General features: G+C 36.9%; 21 protein-coding genes and 4 tRNA genes. 8 read left to right on the top strand and 17 right to left on the bottom strand.

Features of this window, described 5'->3' with window-relative positions; translation table 11 throughout:
• Positions 1-4 precede the first annotated feature (4 nt).
• Positions 5-406: a hydroxyisourate hydrolase gene (gene uraH, locus AAC388_RS06135; protein WP_000167347.1), complete on the top strand. Its 402-nt coding sequence runs from the start codon at positions 5-7 to the stop codon at positions 404-406.
• A 60-nt stretch (positions 407-466) separates the two neighbouring features.
• Here the strand turns inward: uraH and AAC388_RS06130 are convergent, their stop codons facing one another.
• Genes AAC388_RS06130 through AAC388_RS06115 form a run of 4 tightly spaced genes read right to left on the bottom strand, consistent with a single transcriptional unit; the run spans position 467 to position 4,253 of the window.
• Complete coding sequence (locus tag AAC388_RS06130; RefSeq protein WP_342371560.1) at positions 467-1,174, bottom strand: PqiC family protein; 708 nt, start codon at positions 1,172-1,174, stop codon at positions 467-469.
• A complete protein-coding gene (locus AAC388_RS06125) occupies positions 1,164-2,831 on the bottom strand; it encodes an MlaD family protein (RefSeq protein WP_151282919.1) in 1,668 nt (555 codons plus the stop codon). The genes AAC388_RS06130 and AAC388_RS06125 overlap by 11 nt, the downstream gene beginning before the upstream one ends.
• A 7-nt stretch (positions 2,832-2,838) precedes the next feature.
• Positions 2,839-3,648 carry a paraquat-inducible protein A gene (locus AAC388_RS06120; protein WP_342371333.1) on the bottom strand — a complete coding sequence of 270 codons (810 nt, stop codon included), beginning with the start codon at positions 3,646-3,648 and terminating at the stop codon, positions 2,839-2,841.
• On the bottom strand, positions 3,645-4,253 hold the full coding sequence (locus AAC388_RS06115; protein WP_086376928.1) for a paraquat-inducible protein A: 609 nt from the start codon (positions 4,251-4,253) through the stop codon (positions 3,645-3,647). Before AAC388_RS06115 ends, AAC388_RS06120 begins: the two co-directional genes overlap by 4 nt.
• A 1,008-nt stretch (positions 4,254-5,261) precedes the next feature.
• On the opposite strand from AAC388_RS06115, the gene aspT reads away from it, so the two are divergent.
• Together aspT and AAC388_RS06105 are read left to right on the top strand one after the other, a co-directional pair.
• A complete protein-coding gene (aspT, locus tag AAC388_RS06110; RefSeq protein WP_060464706.1) occupies positions 5,262-6,947 on the top strand; it encodes an aspartate-alanine antiporter in 1,686 nt (561 codons plus the stop codon).
• 56 nt (positions 6,948-7,003) lie between these two features.
• The gene (locus tag AAC388_RS06105) at positions 7,004-8,602 is read left to right on the top strand and encodes a bifunctional aspartate transaminase/aspartate 4-decarboxylase (RefSeq protein ID WP_342371332.1); all 1,599 of its coding nucleotides are present in this window, start codon (positions 7,004-7,006) and stop codon (positions 8,600-8,602) included.
• A 91-nt stretch (positions 8,603-8,693) separates the two neighbouring features.
• On the opposite strand, the gene AAC388_RS06100 is transcribed toward AAC388_RS06105, so the two are convergent.
• On the bottom strand, positions 8,694-9,248 hold the full coding sequence (locus AAC388_RS06100) for a TetR/AcrR family transcriptional regulator (protein WP_342371331.1): 555 nt from the start codon (positions 9,246-9,248) through the stop codon (positions 8,694-8,696).
• A 633-nt stretch (positions 9,249-9,881) separates the two neighbouring features.
• Positions 9,882-11,108 (bottom strand): oxygenase MpaB family protein, encoded by a 1,227-nt coding sequence (locus AAC388_RS06095; protein WP_342371330.1) that lies wholly within the window; start codon positions 11,106-11,108, stop codon positions 9,882-9,884.
• A gap of 110 nt (positions 11,109-11,218) precedes the next feature.
• Between AAC388_RS06095 and AAC388_RS06090 the strand changes: the two genes are divergently transcribed.
• A complete protein-coding gene (locus AAC388_RS06090; protein ID WP_342371329.1) occupies positions 11,219-12,277 on the top strand; it encodes a helix-turn-helix domain-containing protein in 1,059 nt (352 codons plus the stop codon).
• A gap of 130 nt (positions 12,278-12,407) precedes the next feature.
• Here AAC388_RS06090 and AAC388_RS06085 read toward each other — a convergent pair whose 3' ends face one another.
• Complete coding sequence (locus AAC388_RS06085) at positions 12,408-13,499, bottom strand: DUF6670 family protein (RefSeq protein WP_342371328.1); 1,092 nt, start codon at positions 13,497-13,499, stop codon at positions 12,408-12,410.
• Between the two features lie 412 nt (positions 13,500-13,911).
• Here AAC388_RS06085 and AAC388_RS06080 point away from each other — a divergent pair, with 412 nt between their 5' ends.
• Positions 13,912-14,145 carry a hypothetical protein gene (locus AAC388_RS06080; RefSeq protein ID WP_032005361.1) on the top strand — a complete coding sequence of 78 codons (234 nt, stop codon included), beginning with the start codon at positions 13,912-13,914 and terminating at the stop codon, positions 14,143-14,145.
• A 148-nt stretch (positions 14,146-14,293) separates the two neighbouring features.
• On the opposite strand, the gene AAC388_RS06075 is transcribed toward AAC388_RS06080, so the two are convergent.
• The gene (locus tag AAC388_RS06075) at positions 14,294-16,129 is read right to left on the bottom strand and encodes a monovalent cation:proton antiporter-2 (CPA2) family protein (RefSeq protein WP_342371327.1); all 1,836 of its coding nucleotides are present in this window, start codon (positions 16,127-16,129) and stop codon (positions 14,294-14,296) included.
• A 194-nt stretch (positions 16,130-16,323) separates the two neighbouring features.
• Entirely contained in the window at positions 16,324-17,559 is a 1,236-nt protein-coding gene (gltS, locus tag AAC388_RS06070; RefSeq protein ID WP_063099204.1) for a sodium/glutamate symporter, read from the bottom strand.
• A gap of 432 nt (positions 17,560-17,991) precedes the next feature.
• Between gltS and AAC388_RS06065 the strand changes: the two genes are divergently transcribed.
• Complete coding sequence (locus AAC388_RS06065) at positions 17,992-19,143, top strand: alpha/beta fold hydrolase (RefSeq protein ID WP_063099205.1); 1,152 nt, start codon at positions 17,992-17,994, stop codon at positions 19,141-19,143.
• Positions 19,144-19,850: 707 nt separating this feature from the next.
• Positions 19,851-20,174, top strand: a complete 324-nt coding sequence (locus tag AAC388_RS06060) for a hypothetical protein (protein ID WP_005073518.1) — start codon at positions 19,851-19,853, stop codon at positions 20,172-20,174.
• Here the strand turns inward: AAC388_RS06060 and AAC388_RS06055 are convergent, their stop codons facing one another.
• The 8 genes from AAC388_RS06055 to AAC388_RS06020 all read right to left on the bottom strand — a co-directional run bounded on the left by AAC388_RS06055 (position 20,175) and on the right by AAC388_RS06020 (position 24,438).
• The gene (locus tag AAC388_RS06055; protein WP_060464713.1) at positions 20,175-20,645 is read right to left on the bottom strand and encodes an AnBLUF65 family BLUF photoreceptors; all 471 of its coding nucleotides are present in this window, start codon (positions 20,643-20,645) and stop codon (positions 20,175-20,177) included.
• A 277-nt stretch (positions 20,646-20,922) separates the two neighbouring features.
• Positions 20,923-21,132 carry a cold-shock protein gene (locus AAC388_RS06050; RefSeq protein ID WP_002115279.1) on the bottom strand — a complete coding sequence of 70 codons (210 nt, stop codon included), beginning with the start codon at positions 21,130-21,132 and terminating at the stop codon, positions 20,923-20,925.
• 436 nt (positions 21,133-21,568) lie between these two features.
• A tRNA-Trp gene (locus tag AAC388_RS06045) sits at positions 21,569-21,642 on the bottom strand.
• A 67-nt stretch (positions 21,643-21,709) separates the two neighbouring features.
• Positions 21,710-21,794: transfer RNA gene (locus AAC388_RS06040), tRNA-Leu, on the bottom strand.
• 27 nt (positions 21,795-21,821) lie between these two features.
• A tRNA-Trp gene (locus tag AAC388_RS06035) sits at positions 21,822-21,895 on the bottom strand.
• A 55-nt stretch (positions 21,896-21,950) separates the two neighbouring features.
• Positions 21,951-22,035: transfer RNA gene (locus AAC388_RS06030), tRNA-Leu, on the bottom strand.
• A 92-nt stretch (positions 22,036-22,127) separates the two neighbouring features.
• A complete protein-coding gene (locus AAC388_RS06025) occupies positions 22,128-22,943 on the bottom strand; it encodes a protein kinase (protein WP_342371326.1) in 816 nt (271 codons plus the stop codon).
• Complete coding sequence (locus AAC388_RS06020) at positions 22,930-24,438, bottom strand: DUF3336 domain-containing protein (protein ID WP_170248621.1); 1,509 nt, start codon at positions 24,436-24,438, stop codon at positions 22,930-22,932. Before AAC388_RS06020 ends, AAC388_RS06025 begins: the two co-directional genes overlap by 14 nt.
• 176 nt (positions 24,439-24,614) lie before the next feature.
• Between AAC388_RS06020 and AAC388_RS06015 the strand changes: the two genes are divergently transcribed.
• Positions 24,615-25,496, top strand: coding sequence for an ATP-binding protein (locus AAC388_RS06015; RefSeq protein ID WP_262460792.1), 882 nt, complete (start codon positions 24,615-24,617; stop codon positions 25,494-25,496).
• The last annotated feature ends 29 nt before the right edge of the window (positions 25,497-25,525 follow it).

Below are 25,525 nucleotides of genomic sequence, written 5' to 3'. Positions count from 1 at the left end.
CACCATGACTAAATCATTTATTGCTTTATCTTCGTTATTTATTGCTTCGGCTACATTTGCACAAACTAATCCGCTAAGTGTGCATGTGTTAAATCTAGAGACGGGTTTGCCCTCTTCTCAGGTTGAAGTGGTTTTAGAAAAAAACACTAACAACCAGTGGGTTAAACTCAATCAGCAAGTGACCGACTCAAATGGTCGTATTACTGCACTCTATCCAGAAAATAAAAAACTAGAGCAAGGTGTTTATAAAGTTACTTTTAAAACTGAAGACTGGTTTAAAAAGAACAAACAACAAACTTTTTTTGCCGAAGTACCTGTAATTTTTAAAGTTGATGGAAGCGTAAATCACTATCACATTCCTTTATTACTTAGCCCTTACGGTTACTCAACCTATCGAGGCAATTAAAATAAAAAACCTCTTTATCTGTTGTGCACAAATAAAGGGGTTGGTTAAAAGCGCTTGGTTTTATGAACAAACACCATTGCTAATAACCGATTTCTTGTTTGAATCTAATGCAACAATTGAAGAAGAAACCGTATTAATAATTTGAGTCATTGCTTCACTTGAGGCATTCACAATCGCATCCATCTTTTTAGTTTTTTGATCAATCGGCTGCTTGAAAGCAATTCGACAATTGAGCTGAGATCCTGCATTCGTGATGACTTTTGCATTATTTGACTCTAATTGAGTGGGCGGTATTTGACGCTTCACCACCCAAGACACCGCAATATTAATATAGCTTTTATCTACAATATCAAAATGAGAAAAGTCTGTAGAAACTCGATATAAAGGTTGGTTGTTTCCAGCTAGTCCACTGCTATAACTGTCAATTGCCCCTAATTTTTGCTGCAAACCCGCCGACAAGGTATCGCGTAATTGCGTACCCATGGTTGATGTCCAGCGTTCATTGTTTAACACCGTAGACTTACCACTACTGTCTTGGAGTACCAAAGGCGCACGGTCCAATCGGTCTGGAATCCCGACGGGTAATACCTCAATCACCTGCACAGTTGATTTTGTAGCCGCAGTAATTTTAGGGGACATCGTATAATAATTTGGCGTTGGCGAACTCGAACATGCCGTCATGGCAACAGCCGTTAAAAACAGGCCGCTCCCAAGCAGCCATTTGGCTGCTTTAGGAGGTTGAGAAGATAGAGTGTTTTTATTTTTCATCATCGGTCTCTGGTGTCTTACCACGAATAATTGATTCAGGATGTTGCTCAATATAGTCTGCCATTAACTGTAATGAAGCAGCTGCACGTGTCATTTGCTGCAATGCTTTACGTACGTCTTGTTGTAACGGCGCATCGCTCGACAAAATAGACTCTGACGATCTTACAGTTTTACGAACATCGTCTAAGGTTGCTTGTAAACCAGGTGCAACTTTTCCATCTAACTGTTTAACCAGTTTGTCGGTAGACTCAATGGCTGTGTTCATATTGTTGAGCGTTTTACGTACATCTTGCCCAATCTCAACTAACGGGAATTTGGTTAACTTGTCAGCAATCTGAGAAACTTGTGCTTGTAAGCCACTCAATTCAGTTGGTGTAGTTGGAATCACCACACGGTCATCACTCAAAATTTGTAAGGTGGCTGGTTTAGCTTTAGGGAACTTATCTAGGGCAATATAGTTTTGACCCGTGAGAAGGTTGCCTGTTCTCATTTGAGCACGCCATCCATGTTCAACAAAATCTTTGAAAATATTGCTGTTTGGATTGAGTGCCTGCCCATTCTCAACGCGTGAAGGATAAATAACCGCCTCAACACGCATACGAATCTGCTTATAGTTGTTATAAAACTCTGCATTAATCGATTTAACATTACCAATTTCAATACCCATGAAATCAATTGGTGCGCCAACAGACAGTCCACGTAATGAATGATCAAAGTACATAATCACACCACGAGGTTGCCCGTCAGGTTCTTTTAATGCCTCAGATTTCGAGTCCCACAGATTAAAGCGACTATGATTTGCCGCTGTAGTAGCACGCGAGCTTTCAGGGATTCCAAAAGCAATACCGCCCGCGACAATACTTGCCAGCGATTGAGTATCTAAACTAAATCCTGAAGCATTTAAGCTCACATCGATCCCACTCGCTTGCCAAAAACGTGCATCGGTGGTGACAAACTTGTCATATGGTGCACGGATAAAAGTTTGCAACTCTACAGTTTTACCATCATTTGACAATTTATAGGCTGTAATTTGGCCCACATTAATTCGACGATAATAAATTGGGGAACCGACATCTAAAGACCCCAAGTCATCTGCATTTAAGAAAAATTCTTTACCCGGCACATCGGAAGTAATCACTGGCGGTATTTCTAAGCCAGTAAATTCAAGCTTTTTCTCTTCTGACTTGCCGCCATCCACTTCAATATATGAACCTGACAATAATGTGTCTATTCCTGAAACCCCACTCGTCCCAATACGTGGTCGCACGACCCAAAAGCGTGAATCTTTTGCGGCAAAGTTACTGGCATCTTTGCGCAAATCAATTCTGGCAATCACGTGTGAACGGTCTTCTGAAAGATCAATCTGGCGTACTACACCAATATCCACCTGTTTATAACGGACCGTTGTTTTACCTGCGACCAATCCCTCAGCCGTTCTAAAAGACACGTCAATGGTAGGGCCATGAGACAAGAGCGCTTTTATCGCTAATGAAAGCGCAATTAAAAGTGCAATCAGTGGAATGAGCCAAATTAAAAGAGGCTTCCACCGACTTTTCTTTTCTTGGGGTTCTGGCAAATCATTCACGCTATCCAGTTCAACATCTGGATCACGACGATCTGAGTTACCAGGGGTTATTTCATTTTCAGACATACTGATTGTTCTTTTATTGACTGGGATTAATGGAATCATTATTCAACGGCGGGTGTTCTGGCTGAATAATCTTGGTTTTGTTTGAGGCAAAAGTAGAAGGCTTATTTTTATTTTGAGATGCGTAGAAGTTATCCCAAATAAGCCGTGGGTCAAAACTTAAAGATGCAAACATGGTTAGCACTACAACTGCACCAAAAGCGATTGAACCCGGCCCTGCTAAAATCGTAGCAAGCGACTGAATCTGAATGAGCGCTGTTAAGAGTGCCACCACAAATACATCAATCATTGACCAACGGCCGATAAACTCGACAACTCGATATAATTTAACGCATTGCTCAGGTAAAAACTTCCATGCTGAAGATTGTTGAAGATATACCGCCACCAATAAAAAATACAAAATCAGTAGCTTTAGCATAGGAATAAAAATACTGGCCATGAAAATAACCACTGAAACCAGATAGTCTCCACTTTGCCAAAAGTAAATGACCCCACTCATGATGGTATCTTGCTGGCTGCCCAAAAGTGAGTCAGTCACCGTCATTGGAAGTACATTGGCGGGAATATAGAGAATAGTCGCAGCCACCACTAAGGCAAAAGTTCGATTTAAACTCGCTGGCTTACGTGAATGCAGTACGCTATTACAACGAATACAACGTAACACCTGATGGCTTTGGTTGAGTCGTCTCTTTTCATTTTGAGCAGAATTTACGACGCCACAGCAGTGACACACAATTAATGAGAGATCTTTGGCTCTTGGGTATTGCTTAAGCACTGACCCTTGCTGTGAGCTTTGTGTTTGGGTCACATTTTTTATCGTTTTCATGGCAGTGACCTATCAATTTCGTTCCATATATCACTCACCTTTATGGAAGTAATATAAACCAACAATACACTTAAGATCGCAAATGCCCATAACGCAATCTCGGGAATCACCAACACCATTCCTATTAACTTCACAAGCGTGACCAAGATCCCGATTAAGAACACCTCAACCATTCCCCACACTCTCATAAAATAAAGTGTACGTAAGGCAAACACTAAAAATGCGGGTCTTCTCTTCAATATACTTACTGTGCCCAACACATAGGAAAGTAATAAAAGATAGGAAAGCGGCACAATAAAAGTGGTGATTAAAATAAGAATGCCAACGAAAGCCCGATCATAATGGAACATCACCCAGACCGCACCCAGTAAGGTAGTTTCAGAGATGTTGCCCTGCAATTCAATTTTTACGATAGGAAAGCTATTAGCAATAATAAATACGATCAACGCCGTTAAGATTAAAGCCAACAGTGTCGAAAAAGGTTTGGTGTGCCGATAGAGTTCGGCACCGCAGCATAAGCAATAAGCTCTTTTTCCATAAGCAAGCGGGGTTCTACGATAGACAGTATCGCATTCCTCACAACCTGCTAATTCTTTAAGCTTCATAGTTATACTCTGAGATTTATAGTTTTAACTGTGTCACACAAAACTCTTTTTATTACTAAGGTAAATTAAAATATAAATCAATCGAAAAACTACCCAAGTCATCATAAATTTTGAGATGAAAATTATCATGTACTCTTCAATATATTATTGAAACTGCTGAATAATCTGTACAAATTCTGTGGGCAAATTAAAATAGAACCTAAAAGTCAAAGGCTTAAGCTGAGATAACCCAGTTTTATGACCAACATATCTTAGATCGGCATGTGACAGCGCAGAACCATCAGAAATTTAGTATTTCTGAACAGTACGGCATGTGAGTCATTGGGAAAACAGTACGAAAGTATAGCGTATTGGTTATACACGCGGACAGAGATTTACTTAAAAATATGAGCAGTCATAGAGTATTTCTAAAGTTTTTTAATACCTACAACCCTCTCTTTTTAATATGATAATTTTAATTAAGATATAAAACAAAAATATTAATCACTTCTATATTCAAATATACACTCCATTTAAGAACAGCAATTTCAAATCTTATATTTTTCTTTAAAAATAAATGTCATTATAAAGATTAATTTAAATATATTAAAAATTAATTTATGCGACATAATTATCAAAAAATTAATTTTAAGTAGATTGTTTTTTAATTTATATAAAAATTAAGACCAAACCTAACAATTAAAAATTAATTATTTAAATATCAATATATTAAAAATTTATTTTCAAGATTAGATATAAGCAAGACGCTTTAATCTCATAAAATATTCTTTATATTATTGTAAATAAATTTTACCTTTCATTAAAAAATTAATAGTTGATTTAAACACTCAGAATTACCACCAGACCTTAGTTCACACGTATTTTAAGCACATTATTTTTTATAATTAAACTTAAGAAAACCACTAAACCTGAAGGTTTGCTTAAGTAATTTTCATACTGTATTTTAAAAATGAAAAATAAATAAATTTATATATTAAAGATAGAGCTAATAATAAAAGTGAGATCAAAATGATTGAATGGTTACAAGGTGTTTTAAAGCACAGCCCCGAAATATTATTGTTCTTATCACTCGCAATAGGCTTCTGGATTGGACAATTCCAGTTTGGAAAGTTTCAGTTTGGCGGAGTCGCAGGCTCCTTACTCGTCGCAGTTGTTTTAAGTCTTATTGGCGTACCTGTCGATAACGGCGTTAAAGCAATTTTATTTGCTCTCTTCATTTACGCAGTCGGCTTTGAAAGTGGTCCACAGTTTTTTAAATCACTGGGTCCACAGTCCATAAAAGAAATTTTATTAGCAGTATTCATGGCAGTGTGTGGTTTAGTCACTGTTTTAGTAATGGCTAAAATTTTTCATCTCGATAAAGGCTTGGCTGCGGGTCTCGCTGCGGGCGGCATGACTCAATCAGCGATTATTGGGACTGCGGGAGATGCAATTTCTAGACTCGATCTCCCACTCGCAGAAATTCAAAGACTTCAAGCAAATGTCGCGATTGGCTATGCGGTCACTTACATTTTCGGTTCATTGGGAGCAATTATTGTCTGTGTGAATATCTTGCCTAAATTTATGGGTAAAGAAATTCACGACGATGCTTTAAAAGCTCAAAGTGAGCGGCTAAAAGGTGCTTTTGAATTAGCCCCAGGCCAAGAACTGGCAATCCCGGAAATTGTTGGCCGTATTTATAAAGTTAAACAAGCCAATGGGCAAACTATTGCGGAAATTGAAGCAAAAGAGCCGAGTATTACGATTGAACGGTTAAAACGTAAAGATCAGTTTATTGATGTCGCTCCCGAGCTAACTTTACAAACAGACGATGTCATCTTATTGGTTGGTCGCCGTGCCAGTGTGGTTTCAGTTGCCGAGCAAATCGGTAGCGAATTACAGTCATCGCAAGGTATGGAAATGATTATGGATACCAGTGATGTCATCCTAAGAAATTCCAAATATCTCAACCGTACTTTAGGAGACATTAAGGCCAATACGCCTGCATATTTAAAGCACGGTATTTATGTACTTGCGATTAAACGTAAGGATGAGCCACAACCTTTAAGTGATGACACCGTTTTACGACAAGGTGATGTAGTCACAGTATACGGAACAAAAAGCGACCTCGACCGCTTAGTGAAAGAAGCAGGTAAAGCTCTACCTGAAAGTTTAAAAACAGACTGGATTTTTCATGGTGCAGGCCTTGTGGTTGGCTTAGTGATTGGTCTTTTTGTGATTCGTTTAGGTGATGTGCCTTTAACTCTTGGTGCGGGTGGCGGAGCTTTACTATCAGGACTGCTTTTTGGTTGGATTCGAAGCAGAAATCAGGTGCATGGCAATATGCCGTTAGCGGCTTCTCAGCTTCTTAAAGATTTGGGTCTGGCAGGATTCGTTGCTGCCGTCGGCTTACAATCAGGATTACAAGCCATTCAAACCATTAAAGAAAGTGGTCTTTCACTCTTTATGATTGGAGTTGTGGTAACACTGGTTCCTCTCCTACTTTCCATGCTCTTTGCTCGTTATGTTCTGCGTTATGACAACGTTGCAGTAATGGCAGGTGCACTATCTGGTTCACGCAGTGCAAACCCTGCATTTGGTGCAATTTTAGACAAAGCAGGAAACTCGATTCCGACCGTTCCATTTGCAATTACCTATGCCCTAGCAAATGTGTTCTTAACCTTACTCGGACCACTGATCGTAGGCTTGGCCTGATTTTATACATTGAATTAGAAATTTTATTCATCTCACTATAATTAAGGAGACGTCCCATGGGGAAAGTCGATTATTCTAAATACGCAAAACTCAGCCCATTTGAACTAAAAGATAATTTAATAGAATTAGCTCAAAGCAGAACTGACCGAATGATGCTAAATGCTGGGCGTGGTAATCCAAACTTTCTTGCTACCATCCCACGTAGAGCATTCTTTCAACTGGGTTTGTTTTCTGCGACCGAATCCGAATTTTCATTTTCCTATATGCCGGAAGGTTTAGGTGGCTTCCCGCGCCCCGTTGGACTCCAGTCACGTTTTGATAACTTCATTTTGGAAAACCGTGACAAACCCGGTGTAGTCTTTTTAGGCAAAGCCGTGTCTTATGTGCGCGACCAGTTAGGTTTAGACCCAGATCTTTTTTTACTTGAAATGGTTGAAGGGATTTTAGGCTGTAACTATCCAGTACCAGACCGAATGCTTCGAGTGAGTGAAACAATTATTAAAGAGTACGTCTTAAGAGAAATGGGCGTACAAGGCATGCAAAAAAGTGACTTAGATTTGTTTGCGGTCGAAGGCGGAACAGCCGCAATGGCCTATATTTTTAACTCATTAAAAGAAAATAAAATTATCAAAAATGGCGACCGTATTGCCATTGGTAGCCCTATTTTTACACCATATCTTGAGATTCCAAAACTCAATGACTACCAGCTTGAAGAAGTATTGATTGAAGCCGACCCTAAACTCGGTTGGCAATATCCAGAGTCGGAGCTTAGAAAGTTAGAAGATCCGTCTATTAAAGCATTCTTTTTAGTCAACCCAAGTAACCCACCATCGGTGAAAATGAGCGATGAAGGTCTTGCGATTTTGGCCGATATCGTCAAAAAGCGCCCTGATCTGATTATTTTGACCGATGACGTTTACGGTACGTTTGCAGATAACTTCAAATCACTATTTGCGATTTGTCCTGACAATACAATTTTGGTTTATTCATTCTCTAAATACTTTGGTGCGACTGGTTGGCGACTGGGTGTCATTGCACTTTCAAATAACAATGTGCTTGATAAACAAATTGCGAACTTATCGAAAAAAGAGAAGAAAGAGCTTGAAGAGCGCTATTCATCTTTAACTACCGACCCAGCAAGCATTAAGTTTATTGACCGTTTAGTTGCCGATAGCCGAAATGTTGCTTTGAACCATACCGCTGGTCTGTCTACCCCACAACAAGTTCAAATGGTTTTATTTGCACTATTTAATATGATGGACTCACGCCAAAGCTATAAAAAAGCAGTTAAATCTGTTGTTCGTGAACGCGATGCAGCACTTTATAGACAGCTTGGCGTCGAGGTTCCAACAGATCCGAATGCTGTGGACTACTACACCCTAGTCAACCTTGAAAACACATCACGGACTCTCTATGGAGATGAGTTTGCTGATTGGGTTATGAAAAATAAAAATCCGACCGAGCTATTATTTAGAGTAGCAGATGAAACAGGTGTGGTTTTATTACCCGGTTCTGGCTTCGGTGTGCAGCACCCTTCTGCCCGTGCATCTTTAGCTAACCTGAATGAATACCAATATGCTGCAATTGGTGATTCTCTAAGACGCTTTGCAGATGAAGCTTATGCAGAGTATTTAAAAACTAAAAAAGGCAAATAAACACCTATATACAGTGAGGCTCTAGCAGCCTCACTTTTTCCTTTCTGTTCTTTAATTTGCTATTTCAGTTTTTGAATGTAAAAGGTTCAATTTAAGCATTTACCTTTAAAAAGTAATCTAGCAACTGATCAGGTTCTTCATTTTGGCTTGAACCTAAAAGACCAAAAATCGCACCATCAATCATAAATACAAAAATATCTGACTCTTCATACGTAGCCCTTTTTTTAGATTCTCGCAGAACCCAGAAAATTTCATTTTTAAGCCATCGCCTATAGCGAATTGCGGTTTGATAAGCGTTTGGATAAAGCTGTTTAATTTCAAAAATCGCTTTAAACAACACGTAATACGCCCCCTTTAAGTCCGCATGTAAAAGGTAAATTTGTCTGAGCTTAATAGACAAATCTGGATATTGACGAGATTCACTTACCGCCCTCACTTTTTCTTTTAAGTGTTCTTTTTGAACCAACAAACACATTTCAATTAATCTTTCTTTGGAGTGAAAGTAGTTGTAAAAAGTGGCTTTAGTCATCTTGGCTTCATTAACAATTCGGTCCACCCCGACCTTGTTGAAGCCGTATTGTTTAAATAAATCTGCTGCTGTGTTAAGCGCTCGCGTCGCTCTAAATGAAACTTCTAAATTTTTCATGTATACCGCTTAAAATAATTTTTTGTTGTAAATAGAAGAGATAGAAATGCCGTCACTCTTAAAATGAGTGCTAAATACAGGCATGCAAAAACCGCACAATAATGGTGTGCTCACCTATCTCTGGTTTATTGTTGCTATGTTTTAGTCGTAACGATTCTTAAGGTATAGAAACCTAAAGTCGGTTAAATCGTTTTAAAGACTGTTTAAGCGGTATGGATAGAAAGAATTTGGCAAAGGCCAATAAAGAAAAAGAATTAGTACGCATAGCGGACTCCTTTGTTAATACAAGAAATCCTACCGATCACTGCTAAATGATGGTGGCAGGACGAAAGAGGGTTAGCAGACTGGCAACAAAGAAACCAGCACACCCGAAGGTGTCCCCCTTCCGCCCTACCATAGAGAAAAAGGGGGCGAACGAGTTCACGATACACAAAACTAGGTTTCGTATATCGTCTTTGTTAAGTAGGGTCTGCTAAAACCCGCTAGCAATGTAGGCCAGCAGGCAAAGGATAGTGCTCAACCCTATTACAGTCAAGCACACAAAATGACATCTGTTTTAAAATAGATCATTAAAAAGTAAGGATAAATAATTAAAATTTATTATTTAATTTGGTTTATACAACTATTTAATCATTATCCCCTCTCATAACTAAGATCAGCCTGAGTATTTTTAATGATTTGTTGCATGAACTCATTGCGTTGTTTAGCTTTATATTTACCTAAACGATCAATACCATTAGGTAAAACACGTGCAACTGAAGTAACAACAAAATTCTTAGCAAATGAACCACCGACTAGTGCGATGCCTGTCATTGATTTTTTTGGGAAAGTTAGTGAGCTTGCGATCTCTTTACCAAGCATTAAATGAGCAAGTGTACTAATATAATCTTGAGTCATTTTTCTTTGAATACGGTCTTTAAGTTTATTTTGATCAATGCGTATTATTTCATCTAAGGATTGCCACAGAGCACCTCCTAACATGGCAGATGTCTCATCAGGGATAAAAACTTGATGTAATTCGATCCAAGTTAAACGCCAAATATCTCGTTCATTCGTTGGAACAAGTGAAGGATGCACCCCAACAACATGTGCTATTAAACGCCACAGGTGAAAAATATCTTCACGCTCCTGTTTCGCATAAAGTACTCCTAAAATATTTGCACCCAAAGTTGCAAGTAAGGCGAATGGTAAAATTGTTGCAGTGTAAATAACTTGATGAATAGGTTCATCCCACTGATCAAAATCCCAGTCATTTTTGGATTTCATAGCTTTGCGCATATGTGCATGGATCATTCTTATTCGTATACATGCCTTATATCCCGGACTAAAACGACTAGACATACCATTCGGAGCAGTGACATCATTAAACCAATTTAATGTTTCTACAGCACGCTTTCCTGCTTTTTTATAAAGATCTCCCGATCTTAATAAAACGTGATTGGCAACTGGAGCGACATAACTCACAGCCAAACCAGGAATAAAAATGGCAAAAGCTTCTTTACCTATTAATTGATAAAAACGAGTAGCACGCTCCAGCCTTTTATGATCTACCCAATATGGGAAGTCATCCACTACAGCAAAAAAATCTATGAGTTCTTGAGGTGGGTTATCGACAGTCTCAATTCCATATTCAAGCGCTTGATTAAACATATGCCTAGATGAAGATCCAACTCTATGCATACATTCCACTAAATTATCTGCTACAGGATCACCAATTTGTCTAAAGCAATTAAAAGATGCTATTTGTGCTTCTGTAGCATTCGGTGCATCTTTATTAAAAAATCTAGAGGCTACATTGAAAGGAAACTGTTTCATCGCACTTGGATTTTCAACAACTGCATAAGAATATTTATCCAGCATCTGGGAACTCAAAATGATCAAATATTATTTTATAAGTTATTAAAAAAACTCTTCACATAATAGGTGTACTTATGCCATATTAATGATCAATTTAGGCCAAGACTAAATATATGCAAGATCCTTTTGGATTATTTCACAAGACTATATCCATCTCTTATGCCCGCCTTTTATTAGAGATTTGCGAAAAATATGATATTAGTGCTGCGATTCTTCTAGAAAATACAGGGCTATCCTTATTAGACATCAAGCAATATGATGCAAAGATGAGTGCACATCAATGGTCTAAATTAGTAGCCAATGCACTTCGGCTGACTGGTAACAACCGTCTAGGAATAGAATACGGATCAGCTTTACGACCAACGGCCCATGGCTCATTAGGTTTTGCTTTTTTGAGTTGCGTAGATGTAGAAACAGCTCTAAATCTTTGCCAACATTTTTTCTGTACACGTATTCAAAGTTTCATACCTAATTGGACTTTCGACGAAAAACTTGTATACATTTATCTAGACGATGTTCATCCAGTAAAATTAGGTGATGAACAGCAGTCTCAACAACTAAGAGCATTTTTAATTGAAAGTCTTTTATTTGGTGGAATTCATTTATTAGAACTACTTATTCAAGAAAATTTAGAGGAATGTGAAATTTTTCTAGATTGGTGTGAATCTTCAGATTATGAAGAGATTTTAAATAAAAATATAAAATATCATTTTAATAGTAAGCGGAATGCTATAGCTTTTCCTTTAAAATATTTAAAACAGTCCAATCCACAAGGTGATTTAGTTGCCTTCCAACAAGCTATTCAATACTGTGAAAAAGATAAAGGTTTAATAGTAAAAGATGCCACACATCATTTGCAAAACTCGATAAAGATGGAACTTTTACATAATTTTAATAAAAACTATCCTTCTCTTCCCGAGATTGCTAAACGTTTAAATATGTCTGAAAGAACGATTAAACGCCATTTACAGACACAAGGAACTAGCTTTCTTCAACTTCTTAATGAGATTCGTTTCAAGGAAGCAAAAAAACTTTTAGCAAAAGAACAATATAATATTCAAGATATTGCAAACTTGATTGGATATGAAGAGTCTACTAACTTTGTTAGGGCTTTTAAAAAATATTCAGGTATAACTCCTCATCAATATAGAAAAAAATTAAAGTCTGAATAGGCTGTACATTCAGAAAACAGAATGCACAGCAAAATTAGCTTCGTCTAGAGTTTCTGGACAATAAATCCCATCCACTGATAAACCTGATCAACTTACCTTGCTTATTTGGCAAGTTAAAAGCAATAAGTTTCTACCTTCGGTCGATATATTCTAAGTAACCCCTTCCCACTAATGGCTGATCATAGAATTCGCCTTGCCATGCATATGAAGAAACAAAACCAGCTGCCAATCCGAAACAATACGGGGTATCTACATGTGCTGAAATATCTAAAACCTTTTGATTGTTGTGATAAGCAACCCAGCAAAAAGTATTTGGTACATTCATTGAAAAATTATCGGGAGTAATCTGCGGTTCTTCTTGAAGACTCGTTACTTCAAAAAGTATATCTCCATTATATTGAATTGACGTTCCATCAATATGACGATAGTAAACAGAAGTCAAAATGGGTTGGTCTTCATAGCAAATAAAAGCCAGCAATAACTGCTGTTCGTGGTCAATATTAATAACTTGATAGCTAAAGACTTTTACAGGAAGTTGAATATTCTCAACTAACCATTTGTTTTTGAGCATTGAGGTAGCTACAGCTTTCCAAGACTCCAACGTGCAAAGTCCTTTAATACTCTTACTATTGCCTTTTTGTTTAATGTAGCCGTCATAATGCATCAAGACACTAAAATGCTTATAAAAATTACTATAGGCAAACCATGAAATAGCTTTGGTAGGCTTTAAATGAAGTTCTAGTTCTAAATCTTCTCTTTTAGTAATTAATATAAATTCATCACCATCCTCATGCATGACACTCTGATTGTCAAAATTAATAGCGAAAGGAGTTTGGTTAAACTTGATATCATTTTTGATTGAAAATGTTCTGTAGGCCTCAGGCGTTGTCGATAATGCTGTTCCATGTACCAAAGAAGCTGTATCCCCTTTTCCATCTTTAGACATTTGATAGTTGGTATCTGTAATCGTAAATCCAACATAACCTAATACCGAAGCCCAAGATAAATATCGAAATGGTTCAGGTAAGTCAGGAATCATGACCCCGTAATGTGTACTACCAAAGCGCTTATAAAGCGTATGAGGACTGAGTTCAAACTCTTTTGGCAATGTTGCTTGTCGCTCTGATGTAACAGCTCCCAACAATGAGCCTGAAAGTTTGGCAACCTTTTGATTGGCTCTGTCTTTAAAACTTTTTGGTAATCTATCGCTTGAGATTAACATTTTTAAGATCCTTTATTTTTATCTACTTAAAAAATGAAGTTCCATATTAGAACTTGATTATTTGCAATTGAATGTTAATAAAGGACATCTTGATCTAAGCAAATGCACTAAAACAAAAAAGCCAACTCTTTCGAATTAGCCCTAATTACCTCACGACCACGTCTGTGAAAATTGCTTTTGATTTTATTGTTCGCAACAATCTTCATCATTTTTGTTATGAGTCTAAATTAGCCTTTCTTTATGACATTTCGATTAAAAAAACATCCAAAATCTCTCCTAAACAAACTTCATACATAAAATATGTGTTTTAGAGAACTACATCACAATTTATATACCTGTACATTTTAAAGGCATATTCCGCTAAACGACTAAGTCTATTATGCTTAAGTCATCTAATTGTTAAGTATGTATGATGGAACAGCAAACTTTATTACAAGAACTGAACTCACTCATTGAATACTACTCAAAAAGAACCGATTGCCCTCCTACTCGAATACGCATCGGCTATAGGGCTTATGCAAAATTGATGCAGTGCCCGCCTTTTGCAGATGAAGTGATGAATTCAGCCCTAGATCCAAATAAGCGAAAATATAAAAAGTTAAAAATTAAAATTACAAAAGATGATGACCAATTAGAGCTTGAGTAAGTTTTTAAGAGTTCAAAATAAAAAGTTCTTCAACTCTCCTATTTGCGATTTTATTTATATAACACCCCAGTGAAATGTACAGCTTGAGAGCATTTATAGTCATTCTGTAAAAGCTCTTCTAAACAGAACTTTTACAGATATTTCTATACTAATTGAGACTTTCATTATCTGAGGTATCTTCTTTATTTAAAATCCGCCCTTCTTGTTTTGGTCGAATCAATGGTGCAGTCGGTCTTGGATGATGAGTGTGTGTATATTGCATACCTACTCCTGCATTGACGTCATCTGCCGCAATTTCAGTTTCAAAACGCTCATTATCCAAATCTCGAATTTCTTCGGTAATTCTTTCTACTTCGTCTTCATCCACACCAAGTTCTTGCAAAATCACGCCGCCAAACTTAATGGCAGATTCAAACGTTTCACGAATCATAAAGTCCACTTTTTGTTTAACTAAATGCAGTGAATGCTCGCGGTCATATGAACGCACTAATAATTTCGCTAAAGGAAATTCATGGGTCACGAGTTCCACAATTCTATTGGTCGTTTCCTTGCTATCGACACACACCACAATCGCTTGTGCTGTTGCGGCCCCAGACGCATGCAGGATATCTAAACGGCAACCATCGCCATAATAAATTTTAAAACCAAATTTTTCGGCGTTTCGTATCATGTCGGTATTATTATCAATAATGGTGACATCGACACCTCTTGCTAATAATAATTGACTGGTGACCTGTCCAAAGCGCCCAAAACCGATCATTAAAACGCTACCACTTAGTCCGTCGGCAATATTGATGTTTTCTAATGAAACCTTCGTTTTTGCTTGAGTAAAACGTTTGAAAATAATACCGACAATTGGAGTCAACACCATTGAAAGCACAACAATGGCAGTTAAGTTAGATTTAACGGTACTATCAATAACTTGTGCACTTAGCGCAGCCGAGAATAGTACAAAGGCAAACTCTCCACCTTGAGCCATAAGTAAAGCGCGGTCTAATGCTTCAGTATGAGAGCTTTTCGTTACTCGGGCGACTATATAAATCATGAGCGCTTTGGCAAGCATCAGAGCAATTACGCCACTCACAATCAGTTGCCAATTTTGAGCAACTACCGATAAGTCCAGTGACATACCCACGCCAAGGAAAAACAGGCCCAGTAATATTCCTCGGAATGGTTCAATATCCGCTTCAATTTGATGTCTAAAGGTCGATTCAGATAAAAGTACACCCGCCAAGAAAGCACCCATCGCCATAGTCAAACCACTGACTTGCATGAGTAACGCCGCACCCAACACAACTAGTAAAGCCGCCGCAGTCATGACTTCTCGGGCTTTAGCAGCGGCCAAGAGTCTAAATAATGGGTTCAGTAACCAATACCCTGCCGCAATAAGCCCCGCAATTGCGAGTAAACCAATTCCTATATTTTCTAAACGTACAGATGTGCTTTCGACCACATGATTCGGTGCCATAAAAGCGACAATAGCCAGCAATGGCACAATGAGTAAATCTTCAAAAAGTAAGATGGCTACAATTTTTTGCCCACGTGGCTGCGTCAAATCACCCCGGTCACCCAAGAGCTGCATCACAATTGCAGTCGAGGTTAATACAAACCCTGCGGCACCAATAAAAGCAACTTGCCACGTAAAACCAAATAATAGCCCGACGCCAGTCAAAGCCAGCGCACAAATGATGATCTGCAATGTACCAAGGCCAAAAATTTCGCGTCTAAGACTCCACAAATGTGAGGGTTGCATTTCCAAACCAATCACAAAGAGGTACATCACAATTCCTAACTCGGCAATATGCAAAATTGCGGCAGAATCTTGAAAAAAAGCAAAACCGAATGGGCCAATAATTAGACCCGCAATTAAATAACCAAGTACTGAACCTAAACCAATACGTTTAAAAATAGGAACTGCAATGACAGCCGCTGCCAATAAAACTACGGGGGCAACTAAGCTAATTGAATGTGCTTCTGAGCTCATACATTTCTCATTTTATTTATCTGCAATTTATTCTATGTGAAACGAGGTTTAAGGGCGATTATTAGTTTTGAGAAAAAGCATCCTAAAAATAAAATGGCTTGAGTCATACGAAAATAAAAATTGAGCCTATAAATAGGAATCAAATACTCATGGACAAACACCCATAAAAAAAGCCCTAACGGGCTTTTTTTATATTAGGCAATAAATTTCAGCATGAGCTGAATGACTGTCGCATTAATTAAGTCGACAAAGAATGCGCCACAAAGCGGAACAATCAAGAAAGCCTTATGCGATGGACCATACATATTAGTAATGGCTTGCATATTTGCCACAGCTGTTGGTGTTGCACCCATACCGAAACCACAATGACCTGCTGCCAACACTGCTGCATCGTAGTTTTTGCCCATGACGCGGAACGTCACAAATGCCGCATATAAAGCCATCGTAATGGTTTGCGCACCTAAAATCACGACAAGTGGACCAGCTAAGTCGGCAAGTTGCCAAAGTTTTAACGAAAGCAATGCCATTGCTAAATAAAGCGACAAAGACGCGTTACCAAATACATCAATCGCACGGTCAAAAATATCAATTTTCAACACGCTTTCTAAAATGTTTCTTAAGATTACACCGCCACCGAGTGCCCAAACGAAAGTTGGTAACTCAAACCACGTTCCCTTACTAAAGCCAGTCATAAATTCAGCAAACGCTAAACATGCTGCAAACATACCCAGTGTAGTAATTGCATTATCGGCAGTAATTAAACGAACTTGATGCGGATTTTCAAACGGAGCAAGGTCATCTGAATTTTGTTCAAGATGTGTGTCACGATTTTGGATTTCAGCGTTGGTTTTTGGTTGAGCAAGACTGTAACGATTAATAAGTAATTTCGCTAAAGGCCCACCAATCACACCACCAATAATCAAGCCAAAGGTCGCACTCGCCATACCTAATGCTAAAGCACCCTGAATCCCATGCTGGGTTTCTAAAATTTCACCCCATGCGCCAGCTGTACCATGACCACCTGTTAAGGTAATTGAACCAGCAATCAAACCAATAAGTGGGTCAAGACCTAATAATGTCGCAAGACTCATACCAACAGCATTTTGCACAACAATAAATGAGGCTACACAAATTAAGAAGATGATTAAAGCAGTACCACCTTCTTTAAGCTTCATAAAATTGGCACTTAAACCAATTGAAGCAAAGAACACGAGCATAAAGCTGGTTTGTAATTCGCTACTAAAAACAATGCTATACCCCCACAAAGTGTGGACAAGTAAAGAAACTACAGCAGCAACCAAACCACCCGCTACAGGTTCAGGGATATTATAACGTTTTAAAAAATCAATACGATTAACAAGAAAGCGGCCCAACAATAAGACGATAACCGCCGAAATTAGTGTATAAAAACCATTAAAAACAAATTCCATATATACTACTTTCTGATTACATTCCTAATGGATTGTAAAATAATTATATTTTATTTTTTATTATTTAAAAAAAACACAAACAAACTTTACAAAAACCATCTTTATTTAATAATAATCATATAAATCAATTTGTTATTTTGAGTATTTAGTAAAAAATCACAATGTATCTTCTCCTAAATTTCTATCTTGCTTTGATAATTGTTTTTTTAAAGATTTAAATGCTTAAGTGATGAAATCAAGACATCTGGTTGCCTCAATCTTATTACTCATTTTTTAAGCAACAGTATATTGCGCTAAGCTAAGCTCTACTTGATACATTTAAAGAAAAATCCTGTCTTTTGGGTCACTGAACTTCTCCATCATTCACTTTAATATCCTTCAAAGACCAGCTCTTTACTGTTCTGGGCAACATCTTTATAGGTTTTATATTCAATGAGTTTATTGCTTAAAGTTCGTCAGAACGTTCCACAGCTACAATCTATTAAAAAATCTCTTCAGACACGTGCTGGTCAAAAAATACCTCACATGCTGATCAATGCATCAGATCTCTTTTTCAGAGGCCCTCAAATAGCTTTGTCAGGAAAAACACCTTTTGATGTGATTCATAAGCATGAAATCATTACCTTACGCCATTATAAAAATGAGACTGATACCTCTACCCCTAAACACCGCGTACCTTTAGTTATTGTTCCACCACTAGCAGTGAACATGCTCATTTACGATTTGTTCCCTACTCGTAGTTTTGTACGTTTCTTTTTAGCCCAAGGGTTTGATGTTTACTTAATTGACTGGGGCATCCCAACTCGGCACCAAGCAAAATACAACTTCGGTACTTATATTAAAGTTTTCATGCCAGAGATGTTAAAGCAAGTTCGCGCCTACAGTGGTCAACAACAGCTTTCTTTACATGGTTGGAGTTTAGGTGGTGCACTTTCGCTCTGCTATACCGCATTGTTTAAAGATAAAGATATTAAAAACCTGATTATTCTCGCGTCCCCTATCGACACACATAAAGCGGGTTATATGGGGAAACTCTACGGTAGTCTTACCAAACCTGCCGAATGGGTTCGTAAACATACGCCATTTCGTATTCGCCATCATGTACCAAGTGAAGCATTTCATATTCATGGCTGGCAAAATACCCTTGGTTTTAAATTAACTGACCCGATTGGAAATCTGAAAACATATTGGGAACTTTTTAAGAATCTAGATAACCGAGAGTTTATTGTCGACCATGCAACCTCAAGCTCATTTATCGATAATATGTTGGCCTATCCGGGCGGTGTCATGCGTGACATTATTCTCCGTTTCTGGATTGATAATGAACTGTCTAAAGGTGTAGTTAAATTTGGTGAACTTACCGCCTATCTAAAAGACATTAAATGCTCTGTGTTAGCTGTCGGTGGTAACACAGATATCATTGTCACAGCTGATGCTGTTAAACCACTCATGGATTTAATTAGTAGCCAAGACAAAACATTTAAGGTGGTACCAGGTGGTCATATGGGCGTAGTTTCTGGTAGTCAAGCACCCACTACGGTCTGGCCAGAAGTAAGTACTTGGTTAGCTACTCGTTCAGAATAATTAATTCAAAATCAGTAAAGCCAGTGTAGTCAGTTCTATGCTGGCCATAATTCAAATTTTATAAATCTGATATTCTAGTTTCATTTATATTGCAGTAGTTTTTTCTCTTAATTCAAAAGCAGCTCATTACTAGATGACACAAAAATATAAATATAATTTCCTCACTATTAATCACATTAAAAACCCTTCAACACATAAATTTTATTTATTAGAAATATAATTTAATAAAACAATATTTTATCAAATGTTAAAATTTTTTAAATAAATTAATTTTCTCTTATTAATATTTATAAATTTTAAGAAAAGTACCTCTTAAAGTTGATGTTACTTTTTGTTATTTATGTAAAGCTCATCTAAACAATATATTTACTTAAGTTATTGTTAAACAAATTTTTTTATAAATTTAATTTTGTAAAATTCGATCATTATTTATACAAATGTAGGCAATCTCTCACAATTATGTAAGCCAAAGCTTACAACCCAAATGATTGTTTTTCTTATAATTAATTTCAGTACATATAAGCACTCTTTACTATTAAATAGAAAGCTGAATATTAATAAAGAGATCTGGAGAAAATGATAAAGTCATCTTTATTAATATAAAAACTCTTAATAATAGAAAAAGAATCTCAAAAATTAATATGTACTATCTTTCCTCTGGAAACAGAGGAAAGATACTTTTTTAATCATCAGATAGGATATAGAAAATGTTTATTGCAAAAAATATATTTGTATATTTACTATCAATGTTAGCTTTATGCTTACTGATTATTTTCTTTAATTACATAGGAATGAACGAGACGATTAATCTTCTTCTCTCTTCTGCACTGTTTGGAATATTTATTACTTGGTATTTTAAAGGTAGTGGACTCTGTCTCGCCCTATTTAGCTTTTTTTATTGGGCTATGTTTGTCATTAGTCAAAGTTTAGAAGTGATATGGATGCTCGCAAGTTCAGTTATTGTATATTTAGTCATGACTAAAATATTACCTAAACTCAAGACCATCCATATTGGCGTGATAGCCAAATAGCTAAAACGGTTTCACCCCACGATTCACCATACCCACTTTCTTAACTGTGTTAATTTTAGTTTGTTCGGCAATGACTAATTCATTGATGAAAGCTTTTAAGTTTTGCTCATCAAGACGAATAGGATTAAAAGTACTTTCTCCCATTTTTAGAAAGAAAGATTCGATATTTGTATTACGTTGTACATATTTCATTGACCATCGTTGAAACGAGTTTTGTTCAATGGAATATGTACACAACCATTTAACATTGTGGTGTCTTTTATCATTTGTAATTTTTTCAAATAATCGTTCAACCACCTCTCGTTCACCTTCCAAGCATTGAAAGAAAGCATTATCGGCATAATAGAGCACCCCACAGATCTGATTCAAATCATTGAAATCTCGTGCTTCTGTCAAAATATCACGTAAATCTTGCAACAAATCTTCATTTTTTTCGTTCCGTTGACTGGCATAACACAGGCGAACGTTCATTAGCAATTCCGTGAAATATAAATTTCTTTATTTAAAGATTTTTTAATCTACCATATCTCTATTACTAATAATTTATATTTCACACATATTCTAAAGTTTATATTAAAAATATGTTCGATTATTAACTATAAGAGCTTAATAACTAATGATTTATATTAATAAGAAAATAAAAAGCCCTACTATTGAGGGCTTCTAATGCTCTAAAAGAACAATAAATTGCTTTAAAAGCCAAAATAAAAAAAAGCACTAAAAAGTGCTTTTTTTACTTGCTGTTATATTATTGTGGAATAATATTTACAGCATTTGGGCCTTTTTGCCCTTGAGTAACGGTAAATGTTACGCGTTGACCTTCATGCAAAGTTTTGAAACCAGAACCTGCGATTTCTTTGAAGTGAGCGAACACATCTGGACCGTTGTCTTGTTGAATGAAACCAAAACCTTTAGTTTCGTTAAACCACTTTACTGTACCACTTACTGTATTAGACATGATATATCCTACTGATTTCTAATATTTTAGAATCATTAAATAATGACCCTATCATAACTTTGAAAAAAGAATAACAAATTGAGCTTAATATCTTAAAAAACGAAGGATTATGACTAAAACTACGATACTTAAAAGAAGATTTACTAACAAGTCTTTTTTCTAGTTAACAGCATCATACATGAAATAAAATTGTATTCAAGGCTTTTATATAAATAATTTCCAAAACTTAAGTTAAATAAATATAAAACAATAGCTTAATAAAAATATTAAGAAATTCAGTATATTGCTTAATTAAAAAACAATCTATGATGTGATAAAAACATTGAAAAGCAACAGTTATAAAAATGTCTATTTAGAAAATTGCTTGAGCACGAATGAAAAGTTATTTTTAAAAATATAGATAATAAAAAAACTCCTGATTAGGAGCCTTATTTTATGGCAGAGGATCAAGGATTCGAACCTTGACGAACGGTTTTGGAGACCGTCATGCTACCATTACACCAATCCTCTATATTCATGATTAAACACTCAAGATTTAATCATAAAAAAAGCAAGATCATCGTCTTGCTTTTTTCAATGGTGGGGGCGAAGAGACTCGAACTCTTACACCTTGCGGCGCTGGAACCTAAATCCAGTGCGTCTACCAATTTCGCCACGCCCCCATCTGGGACATTTATTTAAAATAAATGTGGCAGAGGATCAAGGACTCGAACCTTGACGAACGGTTTTGGAGACCGTCATGCTACCATTACACCAATCCTCTTCCAAGATCTAGATGACTTAACATCTACATCAAACTTTAAGTTATTAACTTAAAGTGGTGGGGGCGAAGAGACTCGAACTCTTACACCTTGCGGCGCTGGAACCTAAATCCAGTGCGTCTACCAATTTCGCCACGCCCCCGATGGCTGTGTATATTAGCGATAAGATCTGACAGTGACAAGTGTTTTTTTTCTAAAAAAAACTAACCGTGTAAATTGTATACAGATACTAGATCAATGATTTTTATCAATTTGAATCTGTTTTAAGCAATTTATTGCTTCATCAGCATTTGAAAACCGATTTTGCTGTTGTTTTTGTAATAAACCTGCAAGTAAGGGATAAAAAATCAAAAACTGCATGGGTAATTGAATGTTTAATTTTTGACAGTGCAAGACTGCCCAATCACGATAACTACCTGCTTCTAAGCGAGTTTGTGTTAACCATTCATATAGAACGATGCCAAATGCGTATAAATCGCTTTGTATTCCCTTACGCCCTCCTTGAAATAACTCAGGAGCCATATAACGAGGTGTTGCATCCATGACTGTATCGCAACTTAAGATGCGTCTCGTTTTCTCAAAATCAATTAAATAAGGCTTTTGCTGAAACTTTCTAAAATGTTCTGCCTTAACGTCACCATGAATCCAGCCAAGTTTGTGAAGCTCTGCAAGCTTATTTATTGCCAACCAAATCTTAAGATATACATTAGTTAAATCACTTTCATGAGTGAATGAACCAAACCACACGTCACTATCAGGTAAAATTAAAACCTTACCCAAAGAATGGCCTAGCTGAGAAATAGAACTGCCCTCAATCAATCTATGAGGTAAAAGCCATGCAGGTTTTTTAAAGTGAATTTCTTCGTAAAATAATTGCTCATGCATGAAATCTTGCTCACTTTGAGCATAGGTTTCAGGCAAATGATATTTTAACCAGTAATTTTTGGTGTCTATGGTACATGTCCATAAACACCGCCCTAACGCTGCACTTGTTGGCTTTGTTACACATGTTAAGTTTTCTATATGCGAAGCAAAATCATGCTTCAGCATAGTAAGACTCAGGCTGTTGTTTCTTTTCTTCAAAGCGCAAAACTTCTAAACAATGCTGAATCGTCTTACCAATACGAGCGTGGGTCTCAATTGAAGAAATTTTTGGCCAAGTTGCACGTTCCCCTTCTCTTTGCAAACGCTTAAACAGATGCGGACGCGGGTTTTGCAAAGTATAGGTATAGTGACTTAGGCTATATTTAGCAATGATATTCACATCACCGTAATAACGCTGTCCCATTACGCCATAGCCATGATCTAATAATCTTCTAACTGGAGATATAGAACCAAGTCGTTGACGCGTAAAATCCATAACGCCCATTGACAGCACTTTACCTTGACGTCTTAGAATCCTTTCAGGCCAGCTTAAAACGTCCTTACGAAAACGGTCCGCATCATTTTGCATGAATGGAACAATATGTGGGTTAACTTGACTCGCAATGGTGTAATTCAAGTTATAAAGCCGCGCCATTCTTTCTTGCGGGAAATCGCTTCTTACACTTCCATCTACCCACTTTGTATTTGCCATATAAGGTGTATGTTCACCGTCATAACGTTTACTGGTTAAGCGTACTGGTGGGAATAAAATTGGCACGGCACATGAAGCCAATACCGCACTCCACACCAAAACATTCGGTGTCATAATGGCGTTCATAATTCTTGGGTTTTCTGTTGCATCATACGGCGCCACTGCCACATTAATGTTTAAACCAGATTTTTTAAAAGCCTCTTCAAAAGTAAGATCACCTAAATTCTCAATGAGGAATTTTTTCAAATACTGAACATCGGCAATTCCACCATTGCCTTTAATGAGTTCACGGAATTTCCTAAAATGAAAAGCATCACTAAAAAATTGCTCACCATTTAATAAGTTTTGGATATCTTCACTGGCAGAGGTTCCAAGCATACCTGTCATAATTGCCCCTGCACTTGAGCCAGAGAGCACTTTAGGCATTAAGTCTTGTTCAATTAAAGCCTTACATACTCCCGTATGAAAAAGTCCTAAAGTCGCCCCGCCCGAAAACATAAGTGCAGGTTGTCCATACGCCTTTTCACAGTTTTCAAAAAACTCTATTTTTTCTTTTCTTTGAAACGTAATGCATTCACTTGAAGCAATGTAAGCCAAGCTTTGGCTAACTTCTTCAATATAGTCTTCAATTAACTTTTTTGTACCGACATGTGTTGCGGCAAAAAGCATTGGATGACCAATATTTGCAATATCGTAAGTTAGACCTTCTTTAAGTAAATAAATGAGGTCTAATGTGCGATGTTGCTGACGATATCTTTTGAGCAAAGTGTATCGATAAGAAATGAGCTCGGCATCGAAATAAGGTGAACTATTATCAAATTTCCACTCTTGCACACCTGTTTCTTCATCTAGTTTTAATGCAAAAGACTTCCATTCTTCATAAGATTCAGCCATGTCTAATTGACGTTGTAATTTTTTGATACGGTAAGCCTGATGTGGATTCATATCACTTCGTATTTTTTCAAACATATTTCGTCCTCATCTTCACAGATGATTTTACTGAATAGACATCACAACACTATGCTCGGTCTGAACATTTCAATCAATTGCAAAACCGATAAAGTGTATAGGCAATAAGTTTTTGTAAGCCTGTTAATTTCGGTGTTAGTATCCTATCAAACACTGTTTAACATGATTGACTTACCATGGCTACCATTGATTTACCGGACAATTTAGTTCAAACATTATCACTTGTATTAAATCAGTTACAGCAAGTCTTGCCTGAGCCTCGACAAGAAACAGATTTTACTGCACCTGCTTTTAGATGGGAAAATCAGCAACTTAATGCCATCTATACGCCAAAAAATATTTATCTTGATGACTTAAAAGGCATTGAGCGTCAAAAAGAAAAAATTATTCAAAATACTTTGCAATTTTTAAATGGCCTACCAGCAAATGATGTGCTTTTAACCGGCTCACGTGGTACAGGAAAATCATCTATTGTTCGTGCTTTACTCACTGAGTATGCTCCTCAAGGATTACGTTTAATTGAAATTGAACGTGATGATTTATCAGACTTACCTAAAATTCAAAAAATCATTCAAAATCGACCTGAAAAATATATCGTCTACTGTGATGACTTGGCTTTTAATGCCGAAGATGAAAATTACCGTAGTCTAAAAAGTGTATTAGATGGTTCATTACAGTCAGGTTCAAGTAATTTTATTATTTATGCAACCAGTAACCGTCGCCACCTGTTACCAGAATTCATGCATGAAAATACACCTGTAACTAAGGTCGATGTTCCCCAATATACTGAACTACATCCACAAGAAGCGATAGAAGAAAAGATCTCTTTGTCGGATCGTTTTGGTCTATGGCTATCTTTTTATCCAATGGATCAAAACCTATATTTGGAAATCGTTGAACATTATCTTGATAAAGCAAACATGCCTTTCAATGATGAGGTTCGTGCTGAAAGTTTACGTTGGTGTCAGATGCGGGGTCAGCGCTCTGGTCGAGCTGCTTATCAGTTTTCTAAGCATTGGATTGGTTTAAACGCCTTAAAAGATTTGTCTAACAATTAAATAAAATGTCCCGCAAAGCCTTAGCTTTG

The organism is Acinetobacter sp. D009, from assembly GCF_038562025.1.
Lineage (GTDB): Bacteria > Pseudomonadota > Gammaproteobacteria > Pseudomonadales > Moraxellaceae > Acinetobacter > Acinetobacter pittii.
This window is presented reverse-complemented; position numbering and strand designations above follow the sequence as displayed.